Annotated in this window: 29 protein-coding genes; 18 read left to right on the forward strand and 11 right to left on the reverse strand. The window is 63.9% G+C overall.

The features are described 5' to 3' along the window. Positions 1-111: 111 nt before the first annotated feature. Entirely contained in the window at positions 112-537 is a 426-nt protein-coding gene (gene hemJ / locus ACN0TK_RS08295) for a protoporphyrinogen oxidase HemJ (RefSeq protein WP_417309005.1), read from the reverse strand. 3 nt (positions 538-540) lie between these two features. After that, positions 541-1,575: a uroporphyrinogen decarboxylase gene (gene hemE, locus ACN0TK_RS08300; protein ID WP_417309006.1), complete on the reverse strand. Its 1,035-nt coding sequence runs from the start codon at positions 1,573-1,575 to the stop codon at positions 541-543. Between the two features lie 414 nt (positions 1,576-1,989). Between hemE and ACN0TK_RS08305 the strand changes: the two genes are divergently transcribed. From ACN0TK_RS08305 to dnaQ, 4 genes are read left to right on the forward strand one after another with little or no spacing between them, the layout of a single operon-like run. Continuing rightward, positions 1,990-2,598, forward strand: coding sequence for a Maf family protein (locus tag ACN0TK_RS08305; RefSeq protein ID WP_417309007.1), 609 nt, complete (start codon positions 1,990-1,992; stop codon positions 2,596-2,598). Then, on the forward strand, positions 2,595-3,431 hold the full coding sequence (locus ACN0TK_RS08310; RefSeq protein WP_417309008.1) for a shikimate dehydrogenase: 837 nt from the start codon (positions 2,595-2,597) through the stop codon (positions 3,429-3,431). The genes ACN0TK_RS08305 and ACN0TK_RS08310 overlap by 4 nt, the downstream gene beginning before the upstream one ends. Further along, the gene (coaE, locus tag ACN0TK_RS08315; RefSeq protein ID WP_417309009.1) at positions 3,432-4,040 is read left to right on the forward strand and encodes a dephospho-CoA kinase; all 609 of its coding nucleotides are present in this window, start codon (positions 3,432-3,434) and stop codon (positions 4,038-4,040) included. Next, positions 4,040-4,744 carry a DNA polymerase III subunit epsilon gene (gene dnaQ, locus ACN0TK_RS08320; protein WP_417309010.1) on the forward strand — a complete coding sequence of 235 codons (705 nt, stop codon included), beginning with the start codon at positions 4,040-4,042 and terminating at the stop codon, positions 4,742-4,744. Before coaE ends, dnaQ begins: the two co-directional genes overlap by 1 nt. A gap of 39 nt (positions 4,745-4,783) precedes the next feature. On the opposite strand, the gene secB is transcribed toward dnaQ, so the two are convergent. Beyond that, positions 4,784-5,308 (reverse strand): protein-export chaperone SecB, encoded by a 525-nt coding sequence (gene secB, locus ACN0TK_RS08325; protein WP_417309011.1) that lies wholly within the window; start codon positions 5,306-5,308, stop codon positions 4,784-4,786. A 70-nt stretch (positions 5,309-5,378) separates the two neighbouring features. After that, positions 5,379-5,867 carry an FxsA family protein gene (locus ACN0TK_RS08330; RefSeq protein WP_417309012.1) on the reverse strand — a complete coding sequence of 163 codons (489 nt, stop codon included), beginning with the start codon at positions 5,865-5,867 and terminating at the stop codon, positions 5,379-5,381. A gap of 91 nt (positions 5,868-5,958) precedes the next feature. Here ACN0TK_RS08330 and ACN0TK_RS08335 point away from each other — a divergent pair, with 91 nt between their 5' ends. The 5 genes from ACN0TK_RS08335 to ACN0TK_RS08355 all read left to right on the forward strand — a co-directional run bounded on the left by ACN0TK_RS08335 (position 5,959) and on the right by ACN0TK_RS08355 (position 10,156). Then, positions 5,959-6,729 (forward strand): Tim44/TimA family putative adaptor protein, encoded by a 771-nt coding sequence (locus tag ACN0TK_RS08335; RefSeq protein ID WP_417309013.1) that lies wholly within the window; start codon positions 5,959-5,961, stop codon positions 6,727-6,729. A gap of 21 nt (positions 6,730-6,750) precedes the next feature. Beyond that, positions 6,751-7,338, forward strand: a complete 588-nt coding sequence (locus ACN0TK_RS08340) for a Smr/MutS family protein (protein ID WP_417309014.1) — start codon at positions 6,751-6,753, stop codon at positions 7,336-7,338. A gap of 18 nt (positions 7,339-7,356) precedes the next feature. Continuing rightward, positions 7,357-7,716 (forward strand): helix-turn-helix domain-containing protein, encoded by a 360-nt coding sequence (locus ACN0TK_RS08345; protein WP_417309015.1) that lies wholly within the window; start codon positions 7,357-7,359, stop codon positions 7,714-7,716. A 223-nt stretch (positions 7,717-7,939) separates the two neighbouring features. Continuing rightward, positions 7,940-8,368, forward strand: coding sequence for a hypothetical protein (locus ACN0TK_RS08350; RefSeq protein WP_417309016.1), 429 nt, complete (start codon positions 7,940-7,942; stop codon positions 8,366-8,368). Positions 8,369-8,437: 69 nt separating this feature from the next. After that, the gene (locus tag ACN0TK_RS08355; RefSeq protein ID WP_417309017.1) at positions 8,438-10,156 is read left to right on the forward strand and encodes an ABC transporter ATP-binding protein; all 1,719 of its coding nucleotides are present in this window, start codon (positions 8,438-8,440) and stop codon (positions 10,154-10,156) included. Positions 10,157-10,255: 99 nt separating this feature from the next. Here the strand turns inward: ACN0TK_RS08355 and hslU are convergent, their stop codons facing one another. Genes hslU through hslV form a run of 3 tightly spaced genes read right to left on the reverse strand, consistent with a single transcriptional unit; the run spans position 10,256 to position 12,642 of the window. Then, positions 10,256-11,566 carry an ATP-dependent protease ATPase subunit HslU gene (gene hslU / locus ACN0TK_RS08360; protein WP_417309018.1) on the reverse strand — a complete coding sequence of 437 codons (1,311 nt, stop codon included), beginning with the start codon at positions 11,564-11,566 and terminating at the stop codon, positions 10,256-10,258. A 6-nt stretch (positions 11,567-11,572) separates the two neighbouring features. Further along, positions 11,573-12,082 carry a GNAT family N-acetyltransferase gene (locus ACN0TK_RS08365; protein WP_417309019.1) on the reverse strand — a complete coding sequence of 170 codons (510 nt, stop codon included), beginning with the start codon at positions 12,080-12,082 and terminating at the stop codon, positions 11,573-11,575. Next, on the reverse strand, positions 12,079-12,642 hold the full coding sequence (gene hslV, locus ACN0TK_RS08370) for an ATP-dependent protease subunit HslV (RefSeq protein ID WP_417309020.1): 564 nt from the start codon (positions 12,640-12,642) through the stop codon (positions 12,079-12,081). The genes ACN0TK_RS08365 and hslV overlap by 4 nt, the downstream gene beginning before the upstream one ends. 156 nt (positions 12,643-12,798) lie before the next feature. On the opposite strand from hslV, the gene hisB reads away from it, so the two are divergent. Beyond that, positions 12,799-13,386: an imidazoleglycerol-phosphate dehydratase HisB gene (hisB, locus tag ACN0TK_RS08375; RefSeq protein WP_417309021.1), complete on the forward strand. Its 588-nt coding sequence runs from the start codon at positions 12,799-12,801 to the stop codon at positions 13,384-13,386. A 60-nt stretch (positions 13,387-13,446) separates the two neighbouring features. Here the strand turns inward: hisB and ACN0TK_RS08380 are convergent, their stop codons facing one another. The 3 genes from ACN0TK_RS08380 to ACN0TK_RS08390 form a co-directional block, all read right to left on the reverse strand. Then, complete coding sequence (locus ACN0TK_RS08380; RefSeq protein WP_417309022.1) at positions 13,447-13,764, reverse strand: hypothetical protein; 318 nt, start codon at positions 13,762-13,764, stop codon at positions 13,447-13,449. A 127-nt stretch (positions 13,765-13,891) separates the two neighbouring features. Further along, a complete protein-coding gene (locus tag ACN0TK_RS08385; protein WP_417309023.1) occupies positions 13,892-14,383 on the reverse strand; it encodes a GNAT family N-acetyltransferase in 492 nt (163 codons plus the stop codon). A 17-nt stretch (positions 14,384-14,400) separates the two neighbouring features. After that, positions 14,401-14,559, reverse strand: coding sequence for a hypothetical protein (locus ACN0TK_RS08390; protein WP_417309024.1), 159 nt, complete (start codon positions 14,557-14,559; stop codon positions 14,401-14,403). Between the two features lie 116 nt (positions 14,560-14,675). On the opposite strand from ACN0TK_RS08390, the gene ACN0TK_RS08395 reads away from it, so the two are divergent. From ACN0TK_RS08395 to coaA, 8 genes are read left to right on the forward strand one after another with little or no spacing between them, the layout of a single operon-like run. Beyond that, positions 14,676-15,023: a DUF2628 domain-containing protein gene (locus ACN0TK_RS08395; RefSeq protein WP_417309025.1), complete on the forward strand. Its 348-nt coding sequence runs from the start codon at positions 14,676-14,678 to the stop codon at positions 15,021-15,023. Next, positions 15,020-15,673, forward strand: a complete 654-nt coding sequence (hisH, locus tag ACN0TK_RS08400) for an imidazole glycerol phosphate synthase subunit HisH (RefSeq protein ID WP_417309026.1) — start codon at positions 15,020-15,022, stop codon at positions 15,671-15,673. Before ACN0TK_RS08395 ends, hisH begins: the two co-directional genes overlap by 4 nt. A 28-nt stretch (positions 15,674-15,701) precedes the next feature. Continuing rightward, the gene (gene hisA / locus ACN0TK_RS08405) at positions 15,702-16,433 is read left to right on the forward strand and encodes a 1-(5-phosphoribosyl)-5-[(5-phosphoribosylamino)methylideneamino]imidazole-4-carboxamide isomerase (protein WP_417309027.1); all 732 of its coding nucleotides are present in this window, start codon (positions 15,702-15,704) and stop codon (positions 16,431-16,433) included. Next, on the forward strand, positions 16,430-16,654 hold the full coding sequence (locus ACN0TK_RS08410; protein WP_417309028.1) for a hypothetical protein: 225 nt from the start codon (positions 16,430-16,432) through the stop codon (positions 16,652-16,654). Before hisA ends, ACN0TK_RS08410 begins: the two co-directional genes overlap by 4 nt. Then, a complete protein-coding gene (locus tag ACN0TK_RS08415; RefSeq protein WP_417309029.1) occupies positions 16,651-16,971 on the forward strand; it encodes a hypothetical protein in 321 nt (106 codons plus the stop codon). Before ACN0TK_RS08410 ends, ACN0TK_RS08415 begins: the two co-directional genes overlap by 4 nt. Continuing rightward, complete coding sequence (hisF, locus tag ACN0TK_RS08420) at positions 16,968-17,786, forward strand: imidazole glycerol phosphate synthase subunit HisF (RefSeq protein ID WP_417309030.1); 819 nt, start codon at positions 16,968-16,970, stop codon at positions 17,784-17,786. The genes ACN0TK_RS08415 and hisF overlap by 4 nt, the downstream gene beginning before the upstream one ends. Then, complete coding sequence (locus tag ACN0TK_RS08425) at positions 17,786-18,115, forward strand: phosphoribosyl-ATP diphosphatase (protein WP_417309031.1); 330 nt, start codon at positions 17,786-17,788, stop codon at positions 18,113-18,115. The genes hisF and ACN0TK_RS08425 overlap by 1 nt, the downstream gene beginning before the upstream one ends. Then, positions 18,112-19,056 carry a type I pantothenate kinase gene (coaA, locus tag ACN0TK_RS08430; RefSeq protein WP_417309032.1) on the forward strand — a complete coding sequence of 315 codons (945 nt, stop codon included), beginning with the start codon at positions 18,112-18,114 and terminating at the stop codon, positions 19,054-19,056. The genes ACN0TK_RS08425 and coaA overlap by 4 nt, the downstream gene beginning before the upstream one ends. Before the next feature lie 2 nt (positions 19,057-19,058). On the opposite strand, the gene ACN0TK_RS08435 is transcribed toward coaA, so the two are convergent. Further along, complete coding sequence (locus ACN0TK_RS08435; protein WP_417309033.1) at positions 19,059-20,060, reverse strand: adenosine kinase; 1,002 nt, start codon at positions 20,058-20,060, stop codon at positions 19,059-19,061. Positions 20,061-20,103: the final 43 nt, after the last annotated feature.

The raw sequence follows: 20,103 nt of genomic DNA on the forward strand, positions 1-20,103 counted from the left end.
CGTCTACACCACGCGCAGCGCCGGGGAGGCGCCGGAAAACCGGGCGACAGGGCGCTCAGATAGCGAAAACTTTCGCAATATTCAAGCCAGAACCGCGTAACGGCCGCAAACCTAGAACGGACGGACGATCACCGCAACAACGATAACGATGGCGATCACGAACGGAATCTCGTTGATCTGCCGGAAAAACCGGCTCGTATGGGTGTTGCTGTCGGTCTGGAACTTGCGCAGCAGGCTGCCGAAAAAGCCATGCACACCGCTGAGCAGGATCACCATCAGCGCCTTCAGCCACATCCAGCCCTGCGAAAAATCGACCAGCCCATAGCCGAAGGCCAACCACAGCCCGAACACCCAGGTGGCGATCATCGCCGGCGTGGTGATCCCCCGATAAAGCCGCCGCTCCATGATCTTGAACGTCTCGGACTGATCCGATCCGACCGGCACATCGGCGTGATAAACAAACAGCCGCGGCAGATACATCAGCCCCGCCATCCAGGCGAGCACCGAGATGACGTGCAGTGCCTTCACCCATTCCATGGCTCAGCGCCCCTTCACCAGGTCGACCAGCCGCGCGACATGATCGATCGGCGTTTCGGGCACGATGCCGTGCCCCAGATTGAAAACATGCGGACGATTCGAGAAGCCCTCGATGATCTCCTCGGCGCGGCGCTCCATCTGCGCGCCACCGGCGACAAGGCGCAGCGGATCGAGGTTGCCCTGAACGCCAAGCCCTGACGGCAGCGTATCAGCTACGGAGATAGGGGAGGCATAGTCGAGCCCGATGAGGTTTACCTTGGTCGCAGCGGCATAAGCCGGCAGCATCGCCGCGGCGCCACGGGGGAACCCGATGATCGGCGCATTCGGGATCTGCGCGCGCACACCTTCGACGATCCGCCGGTTCGGTTCGATGACATTGGCGGCAAAGGCCACCTCGTCGAGGTTCAGCGCCCAGCTCTCGAACAACTGCACCACATCGGCGCCGGCCCGGAACTGCGCCACCAGATACTCGATGCTGGCGGCCACCAGGACATCCATCAGCCTCGCAAAGGCCTCGAGTTCCCGCAGGGCGAACAACCGCGCTGCCGCCTGGTCCGGCGACCCCTTGCCGCCGATCATGTAGGTCGCCACGGTCCAAGGTGACCCACAAAACCCGATCAGTGTCTTGTCCGGCGCCAATGCGGCTTTCACGCCTTTCAGCGTCTCGAGCACCGGAGTGAGCCTTGGCACCACTTCGTCCAAAGCCAGACGGTCTATCCCCTCTGGGGTAATCGGTTCGAGGCGCGGTCCTTCACCCGTTACGAAACGCACGGTCTGACCAAGCGCGTCGGGAATGACCAGAATGTCTGAAAACAGGATCGCTGCATCGAGGTCGAAGCGCCGAAGCGGCTGCATCGTCACTTCGATCGCCAGCTCAGGCGTGTAGCAAAGATCCAGAAACGTCTTCGCCTTCGTGCGAAGCTCGCGATACTCCGGCAGGTAGCGTCCGGCCTGGCGCATGATCCACATGGGAGGACGTGCCTGGCGCTCGCCAAGCACCGTTGCGAGCAGGGGTTTGGCCACTGTGGTCTCGGTCACGCGCCCACCCCATAGAAAGAATCTAGATTCTTAATCATTATTATCATGGCGGTGTTTTGCAGGAATTCCGTTCCATCCACAATCGGCAGCCCTGTCGCAGGGCGTTTTCCGTAGCGTCCCCCGGGCGCTGGGGATACCGGATAGATATAATGCCACCCATTCGGCGGAGTCCGGCTGTTTACCGCTTGTTAAGACCTCGCCACAGATGAAGATTGCGTTAACGCCACTGGGGATGGCTTACGGGTTTCCCACAGGGCTTATCCCCAGTCTTCCCGTTAAGGACTGCTTAACCTTTGGGGCGAGCCGAAATGTGGATGAGATTCTCCTTTGCGGGGAAGACTCACCCTTTGAGCGGTCGGGCAGGGTTTCCCACACCCGGCCAAGCCATTGTTCCGGCAAGTATGTGGATATCAAATGCCCGAATTGATCCTCGCCTCACGCAGCGCCGCCAGAAACGCCCTGCTGGCGGCAACCGCGCTCCGATTCTCCGCGAGTCCAGCCCAAATCGACGAGCGCGCGCTCGAGGCTGAGGTGCTGGGGAAATCCGGAACGCGGCAAATGGTTGCCGAAGCCCTCGCGATTGCCAAGGCCAGGGCGGGCGCTGCGGCACACCCCGGTGCCGTTGTCATTGGCGCCGACCAGGTTCTCGCGCTCTATGGCACGCTTTTGCACAAACCGGTTACAAGCGAGAACGCCCGGCGCCAGCTTGACCAGCTGGCAGGCCGCACTCACCAGCTCCATGCCGGGGTGGCCTTGGTGAAGGACGGCACCGTGCTCTGGTCCGCGGTGGAAACGGCCACTCTTACGATGCGCGGCTTTTCTCCAGCCGAGCGCGACGCCGTTCTGGCGGCCGAAGGCGAGGGCATTTTTGATTGCGTCGGGGCCTATCGCCTGGAGGGGCCTTCGGTGCACCTGTTCGAACGCATCGAAGGCGACTATTTCACCATCCTGGGCCTGCCGCTCTTGCCGCTGCTTGCGGCGCTGAGGCAGCATGCTCCCGAGGTTCTGGGGGGATTCACGTGAAACGCGCCTTTGTCATCGGCCATCCGATCGGCCATTCCCGCTCGCCGCTGATTCACGGGCACTGGCTGAAAACCTATGGGATCGATGGCAGCTACACCCCCTTCGATGTGCGGCCCGACGAGCTGCGCGACTTTCTGGGGCGCATCCGTTCGGGCGAATTCGTCGGCGGCAACGTCACCGTGCCGCACAAGGAAGACGCGTTCCGGCTCGTCGATCATCGCGATCCCGAAACTTCGCATCTCGGCGCCTTCAATACGCTGGTGGGCCGAACTGGCGCCAACGGCATCACCATCGCCGGCAGCAATACCGATCTTTATGGCTTTCTCGCCAATCTCGACCAGCGCGCTCCGGGATGGAGCGAGGGGGCCGAAAACGCCATCGTCCTCGGGGCAGGGGGCGCGGCGCGCGCCATTGTCGCCGCACTGGCGCAGCGCGTCAGCGGCAACGTCCATGTGCTCAACCGCACCGTTGCCCGCGCCGAAGCGCTGATCGCCGATCTCGGCACCGCAAACCTTGCCGCCCATGCGCTGGAGGACTTCGCCGCGCTGGCGCCGACCGCACGGCTCGTCGTCAACACCACGACGATCGGCATGCATGGCACGCGGTTCGAGGGGCTCACCCTCGATGCCCTGCCGAAGAACGCGCTGGTGACGGATATTGTCTACGTACCGATGCAGACCCCGCTCCTGGCGGAAGCCGCCACCCTTGGCCTGCGCACCGTCGACGGGCTGGGCATGCTGCTGCACCAGGCCGTGCCGGGCTTCGAAGCCTGGTTCGGCAACCGCCCCGAGGTGACGCCGGAACTGCGCGCCGTCATCGAAGCGACGCTCTGAATGTTCCGTCTCGGTCTCACCGGCTCGATCGCCACCGGAAAATCCACCGTGCTCGCGGCCTTCGCCGATCACGGCGTCCCGACCTTTTCCGCCGACGCCGCGGTGCATCGCCTCTATCGGGGTGCCGCCGTCGCGCCGGTCGAGGCGGCTTTCCCCGGCGTTGCCCATGATGGCAAAATCGACCGTCAGGCGCTGAGTGCGCAGCTGTTGGAGGACCCGGACCGGCTCGCCGAACTCGAAGAGATCGTCCATCCGCTGGTCCGCGCCGAGATCACCGCATTCCTCGACACGGCCGAAGCGGAGGGCGCCGAACTCGCCGTCGTCGATATCCCGCTGCTGTACGAAAACGGTGTCGACTGGGGCTTTGATGCGGTTGTGGTGACGCGCGTCGACCCGCAGATCCAGCGCGAGCGGGTACTGGCGCGGCCGGGCATGACCGTGGAAAAGCTCGAGGCTATCCTTGCCCGCCAGATGCCGCAGGCCGAAAAGGAGGCACGGGCCGACCACGTGCTCGACACCGGCAAACCGATCGCCGACACCCGGGCCGAGGTTGCCGACCTGCTCGCCAGATTGCGCCCGCAACACGCGGGCCGCGACGGAGGGACCTGATGACCCGTGAAATCGTCCTCGATACCGAAACCACCGGCCTGTCCTATCAGACGGGTGACCGGATCGTCGAAATCGGCTGCGTCGAGCTGATCAACCACGTCCCCACTGGCAATCACCTGCATATCTATATCAATCCAGAGCGCGACATGCCCGAGGAGGCCTTCCGGGTGCATGGCCTGTCGAGCGAGTTCCTCGCCGACAAGCCAAAGTTCGCCGAGGAGGCCCAGAATTTCGTCGATTTCATCGGTGATGCGGCGCTGGTGATCCACAACGCGCCCTTCGACATGGGCTTTTTGAATGGCGAACTGCAGGCCTGCGGCCGGCCGAAGCTGAGCAACCAGGTGATCGACACGGTGATCGTGGCGCGTGAGCGCCACCCGGGCGCGCGCGTCAGCCTCGATGCGCTGTGCAAGCACTATGGCATCGACAATTCGCGCCGCGTGCTGCACGGCGCGCTGCTCGACAGCGAGATCCTCGCCGATGTCTATCTGGAGCTGATCGGTGGCCGTCAGGTGGCGCTGGCGCTGGGGGGCGAAGCCCGCACGACGGGTGGCATCACTGTTACGCGCGCGCCGGCACGGCAGCGGCCACAGCCATTGCCATCACGTCTGTCGTCGGAAGAACTTGCGGCCCATCGGGCGCTGGTCGGCAGCCTCGGCGAAGACTCGCTTTGGGCCGGCTATCGCGAAGAAACGGCGGCCTGAGGGGGCGAACCCCCTCGGCCGGATCGGTGATCTCGAAGATCAGTTGGTCTTGGATGCGTCCGGCTGTGCGCCACCGGCGGCAGCCTGCTGCGCCTGCATCTGCTTGAGATTCTGCACATAGAGCTGCTGGAAATCCACCGGCTCCATCATCAGCGGCGGGAAGCCACCGAGCTGCACCGTGCTGGCCAGCACATGGCGGGCGAACGGGAAGATCATCCGCGGGCACTCGACCATCAGCAGCTGCGGCAACAGGTTCTCGGGCACATTCTTCAGCCGGAAAACGCCGCCATAAACGAGCTCGACATTGAACAGCACATTGCCGTCGCGCTCGGCCTTGGCATTGAGCGTCAGCTCAACTGCATACAGATCGTCAGCCTGTTTCTTGACGCCGACGTTGATGCTCACCTGGAACTGCGGGTTGGCCCCGCCCAGCATCACCGAACCCGGAGCGCCCGGATTCTCGAAGCTCATGTCGCGAATATATTGACCCGCGAGGCTATAGCTCGGGGCAGGTGCGGTCGACGCGCCGGGGGCGGCGCCCGCCGGGTTCTGGTCATCAGCCATGACAGGAAATCCCTCTTTGTTTTCAGCGGCTGGCTACCACCTTTGGCGCCAGCGAACAAGCCGCAGCGCCTTATTGGCGCGGCCGCCACTCGTCATCGTCGAGATCGATCGTGCCGTCGGAATCGACGGGGCGCGGGCCTTTGGGGTCGCTCGGACCAGTAGGACCGCGGGGTCCGCCAGGTCCTGCAGTGCTGGTAAATGTGGCGACTGTGAACCGGCTGCGCAGCCCGTCGTAAATGGCACTGCGGAACACCGGGATCAGCAGCAGCGCGCCGATCGTATCGGTGAAATAGCCTGGCGTGAGCATCAGGGCGCCGGCAATACCGACCATCATCGCTTCGGCCAGCGCCTTGGCGGGCAATTGCCCCTGGGCCATGGTGCCGCGGATCTGCGCCAGCAACGACAAGCCCTGGTAGCGCAGCACGATCGAGCCGATGACCGCGGTGACGATGACGCCCAGCATGGTGGGCCAGAAGCCGATGGCGCTGCCCAGGGCAACGAAGATTCCGATCTCGATCACCGGTACGATGACGAAGATGGCGAACAGGATGCGTCCCAAGGGCGCGGCCTCCTTAACGGGTCTGCGACATTTCTCAGCCAAACGTGAACTGGTTTCTGGCTGAACCATTCCCTATATATAGGACGAAATCATGAGCCCGCGACCCGCGGGCCCGCAATTCCGCTCCGCAGAGTGGGCCAGAGGACAGATGAACGACAGCTTCGACTTTATCACGCTCATCGCCATCGGGGTCGCGATCTTCGTATTGTTCAGGCTGCGCGGCGTCTTGGGCACCCGTACCGGCAACGAGCGCTCGCCGCTCGAACGTCGCCGTCAGCAGCCGGCCAAACCCGGTGACGAGAATGTCGTGCCCATGCGGCCAAACCCGGTGCCCGAGGGCAACGAGGATGCAGAACGCCGGGCCCGCAAGCTCGAAAGCGAGATCACCCAGTTCTCCCATGGCGATGCAGATATCGCGACGGGCCTGAAGGAGATCGCTGCGGCGGACCCGAATTTCACGCCCAAGAGCTTCCTCGAAGGCGCCAAGTCCGCCTATGAGATGATCGTCACCGCCTTTGCCGCCGGCGATCGCCAGACGCTGAAGAACCTGCTGGACAAGGATGTCTACGAAGGCTTCGAAAGCGCCATCAAGGCGCGCGAGTCGGCCGGCCACAAGATCGACTTCACCTTCGTCGGCCTGCCGGGTGTCGATATCTCAGACGCCGAACTCGACAAGAAGAATGCGCTGGTGACGATCCGCTTCAAGGCCGAGGTGGTCTCTGCCACCCGCGACAGCGATGGCGAAATCATCGAGGGCAATGCCGAGCAGGTGATCAATATCGCCGACGAGTGGACCTTCGCGCGTAACACCAAGGCTCGCGATCCGAACTGGAAGCTCGTGGCCACCAGCCAGCTCGAATAGGCCATCGCCAGGGCACACGGCATGGCACGGCGGAGGGACAAGGGTTCCAAGCTCCCCGACTTCCACTTGTGGAACGAGGTGGCACGCACGGTGACACCCCTGCGTCCGCATCGCGAACCGATGATCGATCTCGATGCGTCCCCGCTGCCGCTGCCGGGCAAGGCACCGCCGCCGCGCCCCAAGCCGTTGAAACCGGCGGCTGCAATGCCCTCATATCAACCGGACGATCGCCCAGGGCGCAGTCCGCGGCCCGGGCTCGAACCCAATCTGCGCCAGCGTCTGCAGCGCGGCCGGATCGAGATCGACGGCACCATCGATCTGCACGGCATGCGGCAGGTCGAGGCCCATGCGGCGCTCACCCGTTTCGTCCACGCCCGCCATGCACGCGGCGATCGCACTCTGTTGGTGATCACCGGCAAGGGCATCAAGAAGCTCGAAGACGATGCCGCCGTGCTGGTCGAGCGCGGCGTGCTGCGCTCCATGCTGCCGATCTGGCTGCGCGAACCGGGGCTGGCCCCGCTGGTCGCCGGCTGGGATGTCGCGGTGCAGCGCCACGGCGGCGACGGGGCCTTCTATGTGCGCCTGCGCCGGGCGCGTGAAATGCGATGAGCCGGGAATGATCTCACCATGACCCCCCTTGGCGAAAAACTGCGCCATATGCGCGAGGAGCGCGGCGTCACGCTCAAGCAGATGGCCGAGGCCCTGCGGGTGTCGAGCGCCTATCTCAGCGCGCTCGAACACGGGCGCCGCGGCAAGCCGACCTGGATGCTGCTGCAGCGCATCGTCGCCTATTTCAACGTCATCTGGGACGAAGCCGAGGAACTGCAGCGCCTCGCGGAAATCTCGGACCCGAAAATCACCATCGACACCGGCGGCATGGCCCCCCAGGCCACCGAACTCGCCAACCGGCTGGCGCGCGACATCGGTCGGCTTTCCCCCGAAGACCTCGAATACATCTCCTCCGAAGTCACCCGCCGGATACGATGATCGCGCAACACGACGAGGTCGTGGTCTTGCTGCATGGCATCATGCGCACCCGGCTGAGCATGCGACCGCTGGAGCGGATGCTGGGCACGGCGTGATATCGGACCTGCAACATCACCTACCCCTCACGACGGCTGGATCTCGAAGCGATCGCGGACTGGCTCGCGCCACGGCTGGCGACGCAGGGGTATGGGACGCGGCGCGTGTCCATTTCGTCACGCACTCGATGGGTGGACTGGTCGCGGCCCAACTCATTGCCCGCCATGGGAAGGGACGCGAGATCGGCCGGGTGGTAATGCTGGCGCCGCCCAACCAAGGCAGCGAAATCGCCGACGCGCTCTCGGCTCTGCCGCCCTATCACTGGATCTACGGCCCGGCCGGACAGCAACTTGTCACTGCGAGGACCACGCAACCGCCACCGGACTACGCGCTCGGCATCATCGCGGGATCATACGGCAATCCCTACCTGCTGGGGCGCATGCTGATCCGTGGCGCCCATGATGGCAGGGTCTCCGTCGAGCGCACCAGACAGCCCGGCATGCGCGACCACCTCACCGTGTCTGCCAGCCACAGCTTCATCATGCGCAAGCCGATCGTTCATCGTCAGGTGCTGGCCTTCCTTGCACATGGGCAGTTCGACCGCGTCGCGACCTAGCGGCGTTCTGGACTCTCCCGCCCAAGCGGCCTAGAGCCTATCGCTTTAGGCCCTGCCCAAGACCGATCCATGCTTCGCCGCTTCTTTTCCTATTACGCGCCCTACAAGGGGCTGTTTTTTCTCGATTTCGGCTGCGCGATCATTGCCGGCCTGCTCGAACTCGGCTTCCCCGTGGCGGTCAGCCTATTCATTGACCGGCTATTGCCGGGCGAGGACTGGGGACTGATCGCGCTGGCGGCCACCGGCTTGCTGATGGTTTATCTGGTCAGCGCCGGGCTGCAGGCCATCGTCAACTACTGGGGTCATGCGCTCGGCATCGGCATCGAAACCGACATGCGCCGCCAGGCTTTCGACCACATCCAGAAGCTCGGCTTCCGCTTTTTTGACGAGAACCAGTCGGGCCGGCTGATCACCCATGTGACCAAGGATCTCGAAGAAGTGGGCGAGGTCGCCCATCACGGACCCGAAGACCTGTTCATCGCCATCATGACCTTCATCGGCGCCTTCCTGCTGATGTTCTTTGTGCACTGGCAACTGGCGCTGATCACCACCGCGGTCGTGCCCTTCATGACCTGGCTGGTCAGCCGCTACGGCACCAGGATGACGCTCAACTGGCAGAGCCTGTTTCGCCGCGTCAGCGATTTCAACGTGCGCGTGCAGGAAAGCGTCGGCGGCATCCGGGTGGTCAAGGCCTTCGCCAACGAGGACCATGAGCGCGGGTTGTTTGCCGCCAATAACGAGGCTTACCGCGCCACGAAGCTCAACGCCTATGCCTATATGACGGCCTCGATCGCCCTGAGCTATCTCAGCACGCGGCTGGTGCAGTTGATCGTCCTCGTCGCCGGCACCTGGTTCGTGGTGCAGGACGATCTGAGCTATGGCGGCTTCGTCGGCTTCCTGTTGCTGGTCAACGTCTTCTTCCGGCCGATCGACAAGATCACCTCGGTGCTCGAGAGCTATCCCAAGGGCATCGCCGGCTTTCGTCGCTTCACGACGCTGATCGATACCGCGCCGGATATCGCAGACAGTCCCGATGCCAGGGCGGTGACAGATCTGACCGGCGAGATCGTTTATCGCGACGTGAGCTTTTCCTATGGCACTTCCGCGCCCGTGCTCGACCGGCTCAACCTCACCATTCGCGCCGGTGAAACGGTCGCCTTCGTCGGGCCGTCGGGGGCCGGCAAGACCACCATCTGCTCGCTCCTGCCGCGCTTTTACGAGGTGACCGGCGGCGCCATCACCATCGACGGCATCGACATCCGCGACATGACCCAGGCCTCGCTGCGCAGCCAGATCGGCATCGTGCAGCAGGATGTCTTCCTGTTCGGCACCTCGATCCGCGACAATGTCGCCTATGGCCGGCTCGACGCGACCGAGGACGAAATCTGGGAGGCGCTGCGCCGCGCGGCCCTCGACACCTATATCCGCTCGCTGCCCGATGGGCTCGATACGCTCACCGGCGAGCGCGGGGTGAAACTCTCAGGCGGCCAGAAGCAGCGGCTCGCTATCGCCCGCATTTTCTTGAAGAACCCGCCGATCCTCATTCTCGACGAGGCGACCTCGGCGCTAGACACCGCGACCGAAGTCGCCATCCAGCAGGCGCTGACGGAACTGGCCAAGGGCCGGACGACGCTGGTCGTCGCGCATCGCTTTGCCACCATCCGCAATGCCGACCGGATCGTCGTCGTCGATACACGCGGCGTGGTGGAAGAGGGGACGCATGCCGAGCTGCTCAGCCGCGGTGGCGCCTATGCCGGCCTGCACGGCGCCCAGTTCGGCCCGGCTTGAGGCGGGGCGTGCACGACTGCAGCCTCTCGTCCGTAGAGGCAAAACAGAGCGAGGGCGCCGAAGCGCCCTCGAACCTAGTCCGCGGTCAGCCTGCCATCGTCAGAGGACGAAGCGGCTCAGATCGGTGTCATGTGCCATCTCGTTGATGCGCTCCTCGACATAGGCCTTGTCGATATTGATCGTCTGGCCCGATTTGTCGGGTGCATCAAAGGAGATATCCTCGACCAGCCGCTCCATGATGGTGGCCAGCCGCCGCGCGCCGATGTTTTCGACCGACGAATTCACCGTCACCGCCGCATCTGCGATCGCCTCGATTGCCTCCGGGCTGAAATCGAGCGTCAGACCCTCGGTCTTCATCAGCGCCACATACTGCTTGATCAGGCTCGCGTCGGTGTCGTTGAGGATCTGGATCAGGTCCTCGCGGGTGAGAGCGCTGAGCTCGACCCGGATCGGCAGCCGGCCCTGCAGTTCGGGCAAGAGGTCCGAGGGCTTGGCCACGTGGAAGGCGCCTGAGGCGATGAACAGGATATGGTCGGTCTTCACCGGTCCGTATTTGGTGGAAACGGTGGTGCCTTCGATCAGCGGCAGCAGGTCGCGCTGCACGCCCTCGCGGGAGACGCCACCACCGTGCCCGCTCTCGCGGTTCACGATCTTGTCGATCTCGTCGATGAAGGCGATGCCGTGGTTCTCGACGAGGTCGATGGCCTCGCGCGTCAGCTGATCCTGGTCGAGCAGCTTGTCGGCTTCCTCGGCGACAAGCGGCGCATGCGCGTCCTTCACCTTGACCTTGCGCTTGACCCCGCGGCCACCCAGCGCCTTGCCCAGCATGTCCTGGATGTTGATGACGCCGACATTGCCGCCCGGCATGCCGGGAATGTCGAAGCCGCCCGGAGCCTGGCCCGGGTTCATCTCGACCTCGATCTCGCGGTCATTGAGCTCGCCATCGCGCAGCTTGGTGCGGAAGCTGTCGCGGGTCGCCGGCGAGGCGGACGAGCCCACCAGCGCGTCGAGCACGCGTTCTTCGGCGTTGTGATGCGCTTCGGCCTGCACCTCGGCGCGCTTCTTGTCGCGCAGCAGCGACAGCCCGGCCTCGACCAGGTCGCGCACGATCTGCTCGACGTCGCGCCCGACATAGCCCACCTCGGTGAACTTGGTGGCTTCCACCTTGATGAACGGCGCCTGCGCCAGCTTCGCCAGCCGGCGGCTGATCTCGGTCTTGCCGACGCCGGTCGGCCCGATCATCAGGATGTTCTTGGGCGTCACCTCATGGCGCAGCGCGTCGGGCAGCTGCTGGCGCCGCCAGCGGTTGCGCAGAGCCACGGCCACGGCGCGCTTGGCGTCCTTCTGGCCGACGATATAGCGGTCGAGTTCGGAAACGATCTCGCGAGGCGAAAAATTGGTCTCAGTCATCTTGCGTCACTTTCCGCTGCCCTCATCGAGGCGCAGCACCATCAGATGCTCGTCATAGAATTGGCCATCGATCCGCAGAGCTCTTGGATCGGTGCCGTAGATTTCAAAACCGGCAGCTTCGTACAGACGAAGCGCCGCGTCATTGCCGACCGTCACGCTGAGATAAAGCTGCAGCACCTGGCTGCGCGCCACGGCGATCACCGCATCCACCAGCGCGCGTCCCACGCCCATGCCGCGGGCGTCGTCCCGGACATAGACGGCAACGAGATGGCCGCGATGCCGCATCTTTTCGGCCACGTCGGCAAAGAAGGTCGACGTTCCGACCAGCCGGCCAGCGGCAAAGGCGCCGAACACATGGTCGTGCTCCAGCCTGTGCCGCCAATCCGCGTCCGACAGCGCCACTTCGCGACCATGGTCGCTGCCAAAAGCCATTGGCGCAGCGAGCAGCGCCTCGAGACGGATGGCACGGTAGGCATCGAGGTCCGCCGGACCCAGCCGTCGGACGCTCAGGTTCACGATGCCGTCTCGATCGCTTCGAGCGTCACGTTCTCATTGGTGTAGATGCAGATTTCGGCAGCGATCTTCATCGCCTTGCGCGCCACATCCTCGGCGCTGAGCTCGGTGTTCTCGCTGAGGGCCAGTGCGGCCGAATAGGCGTAATTGCCGCCCGAGCCGATGGCGATCGTCGTATGGTCCGGCGTCAGCACGTCGCCATTGCCGGTGATCACCAGCGTGACCTCCTTGTCGGCAACGATCATCATCGCTTCCAGCTTGCGCAGATAGCGGTCGGTGCGCCAGTCCTTGGCCAGTTCCACCGAGGCGCGCATCAGCTGGTCGGGATATTGCTCGAGCTTGCTTTCCAGCCGCTCGAACAGCGTAAAGGCGTCGGCCGTCGCGCCGGCAAAGCCGCCGATCACCTTGCCACCGGCAAGCGTGCGGACTTTTCGGGCGGTGTGTTTCATCACGGTGTTGCCGACCGAAACCTGTCCGTCGCCGGCAATCACCACCGTGTTGCCCTTGCGCACGGAAACGATGGTCGTGCCGTGCCAGCCGGGAAAATCATTGTCTTTCGACATAGGCGGTTACTCCAGAACAATCCGCTCTATTTAGGCCCGGTGACGCCGATTGCAACGTGGGCTGGTCGATCGGGCAGGCCGCCAAGGCCTTCACCGCATCTTCATCGCTTTGGCGTTCTCTGCTAAAGCCGCCGCGGCAACAGGGAAGTTTACGCCATGCGCACCGCTGAAATCGCCCGCAAGACCAATGAGACCGAGATCACCGTTTCGGTGAATCTGGACGGCACGGGCACGCACGACATCGCCACCGGAATCGGCTTTTTCGATCACATGCTGGATCAGCTGAGCCGGCACTCGCTGGTCGACATGACGGTGCGCGCCAAGGGCGATCTGCATATCGACTTTCACCACACCGCCGAGGATGTCGGCATCGCGCTCGGCCAGGCCATCCGCGAGGCGCTGGGCGACAAAAAGGGCATCTGCCGATACGCCAGCGCCGATCTGCCGATGGACGGAACTCTCACCCGCGCCGCCATAGACGTGTCCGGCCGGCCGTTTCTCGTGTGGAAGGTCGGGTTCACCCGCGACAAGGTCGGCGAGTTCGATACCGAGCTGTTCCAGGAGTTCTTCCAGGCCTTCGCCATGAACGCCGGCATCACGCTGCACGTCGAGACCTTTTATGGCGACAACAATCATCACGTCGCCGAAAGCGCCTTCAAGGCCGTGGCCCGCGCCCTGCGCACCGCCGTCGAGATCGACCCGCGCGTCTCCGACCGCGTGCCCTCGACCAAGGGCACGCTCTAGAGAGTGTCTACAACCAGATGGCTGCGGTCGTCCGGTTCAAAAACACCACCGAAAAAAGACTCAGTCGGACTGAGTCGGGCGGCCTTCGTCGTCGGTGTCGGCGCCGAGCACCGGCATCACCTCCACCGCATGACAGGGAAATACCGTCATGTGCGGATGGTCCATCAACAGCCGCGCCGCCGCCTCGAGCGAGGCGGCGCGGACCACGATGAAGACGGTCATCTGATTGACGGCATCCGTGACGGTGTCGGTCGTAGCGCGCATCGTCCGGCCGAGCGGCCCGCCGCCTGACACAATGGCGTCCCGGTTATGCGCTTCCCACTCTTCGAGCGCGGCAAGCCCGGCCTCGTCGCGCGCGCGCTGCTCGTCCTCGCTCATCGAGTCCCACGCCTGCCACTTCGGGCCACTCTTGTCGCTGAGAAATACCCCGAGATATGTCCCGTCTGCACTCATAAGACTGCGCCTCCCGGCATGGTGACAACCACGGGGAGAACGCGCCGGGCCCTTAAAGGGTCCGCGTCATCACGAAGTCGGTGAACTCGAACGGCCCCATCGTTACCGGCACTTCGGCTTCGATCTCGAACCCGTTGTGCCGGTAGAAGGCGATGGCGTTCGTATTGCCATTGTTGACGTTGAGCGACAGCGCGCGTGAGGGGCCGAAATGTTCGAGCGCGGTGCGGATCAGCGCCTTGCCTAGCCCCATGCCCTGCCGGTCGGGCAGGACATAGAGTTTCTTGATCCAGGTCACGTCATCGCGCTTGAAGGCCGACAGGAAAGCCGCGTCGACATGCTCGTGCCGGGCGATCCAGAACACATGGCCGAGCGAATTCATCTCGTTCTCGAGCGATTCGAGCGCATAGATGTCGCCCAGCATGATCTCGATCTGATGGCGCTGGATCACGCCATCGAAGGCATGCGGCCAGATCTCTTCGGCCAACTGCTGGACGATCGGCAACGCCTCCGCGTCGATGCGGCGGATGATGATGTCGGCGCTCATTGTGCCGGCTGCCCGGCTCAGCTGAACCCGCTCGTCCCTGCCGCGATCAGGATGAACAGCGTGAAGACGGCCATGAATGCCATCAGTCCAATGCCCATCCAGCCGACGAAAATGGCCTGGCTGGGCTTTGAACCCATCGAGCCATCACCATGCGGATCGGGGGAATCATATGTCATTTCGGGTCTCCTCGTAGTTGACGTGCAGCAGCGCCGCATCGTCCCTGATCTTCCAACGGCGGGGCTTTTGTTCTAAGGCCAGTTCGCGGGCCACGCCGGTCGCAAGGAGACTAACCATGGCGCTCTATTCCGTCTATGCGCGAACTGACGCGATTCCGTCTGTCGTGCCGGACCGTTTTTCCTGGTTTGCGGCGCTGCTGCCGCCGGTCTTCATGTTGACCCATGGCCTGTGGCTGGCGCTGGTCGGCTTTGTCATCGGCGTTGTCGCGCTGGTGCTGGCTTCGAGCTGGCTCGGAAGCGACGCGGCGTTCTGGCTCTATGTGCTCGGGGCGCTGTGGATCGGCTTTGAGGCGCCCATGCTGCGCCGGCTAAAGCTGGCCCGTGCCGGCTTTGCCTATGCCGGCGATCTCGTCGCCACGGATGCCGATCTGGCGCTTTCCGAATGGGTGAAGCAGGCCGTATGACCCAGACTGTCGCGATCATCGATTACGGCTCGGGCAATCTGCGCTCGGCCGCCAAGGCTTTCGAACGTGCGGCGCGCGAAACCGGCACCGATGCGGAAGTCCATGTCACCGACGATGTGGAGCTGGTGCGGCGCGCCGATCGGATCGTCCTGCCCGGCGTCGGCGCCTATGCCGACTGCCGCCGTGGCCTCGATGCCGTCACCGGCATGGTCGAAGTGCTGCGCGAGCGCGTCGAGCGTGGCGGCGTGCCGTTTTTAGGCATCTGCGTAGGCATGCAGCTGATGGCGACCGAAGGCCGCGAGAAGGCGGTGACGCCCGGTCTCGGCTGGATCCCTGGCGCCGTCGTGAAGCTGACACCGTCGGGCGACCTGAAAATTCCGCACATGGGCTGGAACACGCTGACGCTGAACGGCACCCATCCGGTGCTCGCCGGCATCCCCGACGGGCCGGACGGGCTGCACGCCTATTTCGTCCATTCCTATCACCTCGCCGCCGAGCAGCCCGAAACACTGCTGTCGACGACAGACTATGGCCAGACGGTCACCGCCATCGTCGGGCGCGACAACATGATCGGCACCCAGTTCCACCCCGAAAAGAGCCAGCGCCTCGGCCTGACCCTGATCGGCAATTTTCTGAGCTGGGCGCCGTGAGCGGACTCGGCCTTAGGACCGCAAGCATATGATTCTCTTCCCCGCCATCGATCTCAAGGACGGCCAGTGCGTTCGGCTCAAGCTTGGCGACATGGACCAGGCGACCGTCTTCAATGACGATCCCGCCGCCCAGGCCAGTCTGTTCGAGACCCAGGGCTTTGAATATCTGCACGTCGTCGATCTCAACGGCGCCTTCGCCGGCGAGAGCGTAAATGGCGCCGCGGTCGAGTCGATCCTCAAGTCGGTGAACTTCCCGGTGCAACTCGGCGGCGGCATCCGCACACTCGCCCACATCGAAGCCTGGCTGGACAAGGGCCTGGCCCGCGTCATTCTCGGCACCGTCGCGGTGCGCGACCCGGAGCTCGTGAAAGAGGCCGCGAAGCGGTTTCCCGGACAGGTCGCGGTCGGCATCGACGCACGTGGCGGCAAGGTGGCGGTCGAGGGCTGGGCCGAGACCTCCGAACTCAGCGCCATCGAACTCGGCAAGCGCTTCGAGGGCGCCGGGGTCGCGGCGATCATCTATACCGACATCGACCGCGACGGCGTCCTGAAGGGCATCAACTGGCCGTCGACCCTGGAACTGGCCGAAGCCGTCTCCATCCCGGTCATCGCCTCGGGCGGTCTCGCCTCGATGGACGATATCCGCACCATGGCCGATCCGAAATACGCGATCCTCGAAGGCGCCATCTCCGGCCGCGCGCTCTACGATGGCCGCATTGATTCACGTGAAGCACTTGCGCTGCTGAAGGCGGCCAAATGATACGCAGCGCCAACCGCCCCATCTTGGACCAGCGCGTGAACCTCTGGTGGTACGCGCTGGCGCTGGTGCCGATTGTACTGCTGGGCTGGCTGAGTCTCATCAACCTCATCCCCACCCTGCTGATGACACTCTTCCTACTCGCTGCGGTGTTCTGGCTCGCGAGCCTCACCATGGCCGTAATCGCGAAACTGCGCACACCACATCCGGAGTCACGGTCATGACGGCGCAGTCCCGGTTCCCGATGATAGGCTACTGGGTCTGGCTGGCGTTCATCGTTTTGCCGTCGGCCGTGCCCTACCTGCTGCTCGAGTGGACTAATCTGGTGGGCCAGCTCTTCGGCTGCACGCCCAACTTCAAGATGGGGTCGGAGTGTCCCGAGCCTATCCAGAGCATAAACACGTGGTCGTTTATCGCGATGGCGCTCACCATCTGGGTGACCTTCATCGGCCTGCCGATCTGGTTAGTGACGCTCGCCGTGAATTATGGCCGCTGGCACCGAGCCAACGTCAATCGCAATCGTCCGGAGGCCCGGCCATGACCCTCAAGACCCGCATCATTCCCTGCCTGGATGTGAAGGACGGCCGCGTGGTCAAGGGCGTCAACTTCGTCGACCTGATTGACGCCGGCGATCCGGTGGAGGCCGCCATCGCCTATGACGCAGCCGGCGCTGACGAGCTGACCTTTCTCGACATCACAGCCAGCCACGAAGACCGCGACACGATTTTCGAGGTCGTGGCCAGGACCGCCGAGCATTGTTTCATGCCGGTGACGGTCGGCGGCGGTATCCGCAAGCTCGAGGATATCCGCAAGCTCCTGCTGGCGGGCGCCGACAAGGTGTCGATCAACTCGGCCGCGGTGAACGACCCGGATTTCATTTCCCGTGCCGCCGATAAGTTCGGCGACCAGTGCATTGTCGTCTCGGTCGATGCCCGCCGCCGGCTGGTGCAAGCGTCGGGCAGCGCCAATCGCGACGAATGGGAAATCTATACCCATGGCGGCCGCAACCCGACCGGTCTCGACGCAGTGGAGTTCGCCATAAAGATGGTGGAGCGCGGGGCAGGGGAACTGCTGGTCACCTCGATGGATCGCGACGGCACCAAGTCCGGCTTCGATCTGGAACTGACACGCGCCATAGCCGACGCGGTGCATGTGCCGGTCATCGCCTCGGGCGGCGTCGGCACGCTGGACCACCTGGTGGAAGGGGTGACCGAGGGCCATGCGAGTGCCGTGCTCGCCGCCTCGATCTTCCACTTCGGCACTTACACGATTGGTGAGGCCAAGGCACATATGGAAGCCGCCGGCATCGCCATGCGCCACGACCTGAGTGATTTTTCGAGCCCGGAGGCCGTCTGATGAGCTTCACCCTCGCCGATCTCGACGCCCGCGTCGCGACCCGCAGCGCCGCCGTCCCGAGCGAAAGCTACACCGCAAAGCTGCTGCAGTCGGGCATCGAACGTTGCGCCAAAAAGTTCGGCGAGGAATCGGCTGAACTGCTGATCGCCGCCGCCATCCGCGACCACAAGGGCACCACAGCCGAGGCCGCCGACGTGCTCTATCACCTGCTGGTTTTGCTGCGCGCTTCCGATGTGCCGCTCGACGAGGTCATGGCCGAGCTCGAACGCCGCACGGCGCAGACCGGGCTCGAGGAAAAGGCCTCGCGCCAGCCGGGGACCGGCGTATGAGCCGCACCAAGCTCGATCCCTATCACCACTTCACCAAGGCCGAATGGAGCGCGCTGCGCGCCGACGAGCCGATGACGCTCGAGGCTGCAGACGTCGAGCGGCTGCGCGCCCTCAACGATCCGATCTCCTTCGTCGAAGCCGAGGACATCTATCTGCCGCTCAGCCGGTTGATTTCGCTCTATGTCGAAGCGACGCAGGAGCTGCATCACGCCTCGACCCGCTTTCTCGGCGCCGATGGCCGCAAGGTGCCCTATATCATCGGCGTTGCTGGTTCGGTGGCGGTCGGCAAATCGACCACCTCGCGCATCCTGCAGGCGCTGCTGACGCGCTGGAAGAGTTCACCCAAGGTCGATCTGGTGACGACTGATGGCTTTCTGTTCCCCAATGCCGAGCTGGCCAAGCGCGACCTCGTCGATCGCAAGGGCTTTCCCGAAAGCTATGATCGCGCCGCGCTGATCCAGTTCCTGTCCGACATCAAGTCGGGCAAGGGCAAGGTCGAGGTGCCGGTCTATTCGCACCTCATCTACGATATCGTCCAGGGCGAGAGTGTCACCGTCGATCGGCCCGACATCCTGATCGTCGAGGGGCTGAACATCCTGCAGCCCGGCGAGCTGCCGCGCACCGGCAAGCCGGTGCTCTTTGCCTCCGACTTCATCGACCTGTCGATCTATATCGACGCGAGCGAGGACGACCTGCGGCGCTGGTTCATGGAGCGGTTCAAACGCCTGCGCGTCACCGCCTTTGCCGATCCGGCGAGCTTTTTTCACCGCTTCAGCAAGATGAGCGAAACCGAGGCCGAGAATTTCGGCATGTGGGCCTGGGACGAGATCAATGTTCCCAACCTGCGCGAGAACATCCAGCCGACCCGCGGCCGCGCCGATCTGGTGCTCACCAAGGGCACCAGCCACGGCATCGAGCGCGTGGCGCTGCGTAAGGTCTGAGGCTACAGCCCGATCTCGTGCTCGGTGATCAGTTCTTTCAGGTCGAGTTCCGGCCGGGCGCCATAGTGGCTGATGATCTCGCTGGCGGCGAGGCAGCCGGCCTTCAACGCCGTCTCGTGGTCGCGCCCGCGGGCATAGGCCAACAGGAACCCTGAGGCGAACAGGTCGCCCGCGCCGGTGGCATCCATCACATGCGGCACCGGATAGGCCGGCACGGTGATGATCTCGCCATTGTCGACCACCATCGCGCCATCGGCGCCCATGGTGATGGCCGCCAGCTCGGCGTCCTTGGCGATCGCCTGCACGGCATTATGGAAGTCGGTGTCGTAGAGCGCCTTCAGTTCCTCGACATTGCCGAACACGACATCGATGGTCTTGGAACGGATCAGGTCGAGGAATTCCTCGCGATAGCGGTTGACGCAGAACGGATCGGATAGCGTGAAGGCCGTCGCCCGCTCGTGCTTGTGGGCAAAATGCGCCGCATGGACGAACGCCTTCTTCGCCTCGGGGGGATCCCACAGAAAGCCTTCCATATAAGTGACGAAGGCACTGCCGATCTCGTCTTCCTTGATGTCGGAAACGGTCAGCTGGTGCGCGGCGCCCAGATAGGTGTTCATCGTCCGCTCGCCACCGGGCGACACCAGAATCATCGAGCGCGCCGTGGCCGCACCGCCATGCAGGCGCTCGACCCCGTAGTGGACGCCGATGCGGTTCAGGTCATTGGCGAAGACGTCGCCAAGCTCGTCATCGGCCACCTTGCCGACAAAGGCTGCCTTGCCACCGAGCTCGGCCACGCCCGCTGCGGTGTTGCCGGCGCTGCCGCCTGAGATCTGGCGCTTGCTGTCCGGCATCTGCTCGTACAGCGCTGCGCTGCGCTCGGCGTCGACGAGGTGCATGATGCCCTCGCTCAGGCCCTCACGTTCGAGAAAGCCCTCATCGATCGGAGCAATGACATCGACGATCGCATTGCCGATGGTGAGGACGTCGAACCGGGTGTCGGCCATCCGAATTCCTGTCATGTGAAGTCAAAAACCTCGCTGGCAATAA

The sequence above is a fragment of the Devosia sp. genome (genome assembly GCF_048261455.1).
Classification (GTDB): domain Bacteria; phylum Pseudomonadota; class Alphaproteobacteria; order Rhizobiales; family Devosiaceae; genus Devosia_A.

Excerpts from the sequence above, each read along its gene's own strand:
- hisB (WP_417309021.1), top strand. The coding sequence starts at position 12,799 with ATGCGCACCGCTGAAATCGCCCGCAAGACCAATGAGACCGAGATCACC.
- coaE (WP_417309009.1), top strand. The coding sequence starts at position 3,432 with ATGTTCCGTCTCGGTCTCACCGGCTCGATCGCCACCGGAAAATCCACC.
- ACN0TK_RS08385 (WP_417309023.1), bottom strand. The coding sequence starts at position 14,383 with ATGAGCGCCGACATCATCATCCGCCGCATCGACGCGGAGGCGTTGCCG.
- coaA (WP_417309032.1), top strand. The coding sequence starts at position 18,112 with ATGAGCCGCACCAAGCTCGATCCCTATCACCACTTCACCAAGGCCGAA.
- ACN0TK_RS08425 (WP_417309031.1), top strand. The coding sequence starts at position 17,786 with ATGAGCTTCACCCTCGCCGATCTCGACGCCCGCGTCGCGACCCGCAGC.
- hisA (WP_417309027.1), top strand. The coding sequence starts at position 15,702 with ATGATTCTCTTCCCCGCCATCGATCTCAAGGACGGCCAGTGCGTTCGG.
- ACN0TK_RS08380 (WP_417309022.1), bottom strand. The coding sequence starts at position 13,764 with ATGAGCGAGGACGAGCAGCGCGCGCGCGACGAGGCCGGGCTTGCCGCG.
- hisF (WP_417309030.1), top strand. The coding sequence starts at position 16,968 with ATGACCCTCAAGACCCGCATCATTCCCTGCCTGGATGTGAAGGACGGC.
- ACN0TK_RS08340 (WP_417309014.1), top strand. The coding sequence starts at position 6,751 with ATGGCACGGCGGAGGGACAAGGGTTCCAAGCTCCCCGACTTCCACTTG.
- ACN0TK_RS08395 (WP_417309025.1), top strand. The coding sequence starts at position 14,676 with ATGGCGCTCTATTCCGTCTATGCGCGAACTGACGCGATTCCGTCTGTC.
- ACN0TK_RS08345 (WP_417309015.1), top strand. The coding sequence starts at position 7,357 with ATGACCCCCCTTGGCGAAAAACTGCGCCATATGCGCGAGGAGCGCGGC.
- ACN0TK_RS08305 (WP_417309007.1), top strand. The coding sequence starts at position 1,990 with ATGCCCGAATTGATCCTCGCCTCACGCAGCGCCGCCAGAAACGCCCTG.
- ACN0TK_RS08410 (WP_417309028.1), top strand. The coding sequence starts at position 16,430 with ATGATACGCAGCGCCAACCGCCCCATCTTGGACCAGCGCGTGAACCTC.
- ACN0TK_RS08390 (WP_417309024.1), bottom strand. The coding sequence starts at position 14,559 with ATGACATATGATTCCCCCGATCCGCATGGTGATGGCTCGATGGGTTCA.
- secB (WP_417309011.1), bottom strand. The coding sequence starts at position 5,308 with ATGGCTGATGACCAGAACCCGGCGGGCGCCGCCCCCGGCGCGTCGACC.
- hslU (WP_417309018.1), bottom strand. The coding sequence starts at position 11,566 with ATGACTGAGACCAATTTTTCGCCTCGCGAGATCGTTTCCGAACTCGAC.
- hemJ (WP_417309005.1), bottom strand. The coding sequence starts at position 537 with ATGGAATGGGTGAAGGCACTGCACGTCATCTCGGTGCTCGCCTGGATG.
- ACN0TK_RS08355 (WP_417309017.1), top strand. The coding sequence starts at position 8,438 with ATGCTTCGCCGCTTCTTTTCCTATTACGCGCCCTACAAGGGGCTGTTT.
- ACN0TK_RS08415 (WP_417309029.1), top strand. The coding sequence starts at position 16,651 with ATGACGGCGCAGTCCCGGTTCCCGATGATAGGCTACTGGGTCTGGCTG.
- hslV (WP_417309020.1), bottom strand. The coding sequence starts at position 12,642 with ATGTCGAAAGACAATGATTTTCCCGGCTGGCACGGCACGACCATCGTT.
- ACN0TK_RS08350 (WP_417309016.1), top strand. The coding sequence starts at position 7,940 with ATGGGTGGACTGGTCGCGGCCCAACTCATTGCCCGCCATGGGAAGGGA.
- ACN0TK_RS08435 (WP_417309033.1), bottom strand. The coding sequence starts at position 20,060 with ATGGCCGACACCCGGTTCGACGTCCTCACCATCGGCAATGCGATCGTC.
- ACN0TK_RS08335 (WP_417309013.1), top strand. The coding sequence starts at position 5,959 with ATGAGCCCGCGACCCGCGGGCCCGCAATTCCGCTCCGCAGAGTGGGCC.
- dnaQ (WP_417309010.1), top strand. The coding sequence starts at position 4,040 with ATGACCCGTGAAATCGTCCTCGATACCGAAACCACCGGCCTGTCCTAT.
- hisH (WP_417309026.1), top strand. The coding sequence starts at position 15,020 with ATGACCCAGACTGTCGCGATCATCGATTACGGCTCGGGCAATCTGCGC.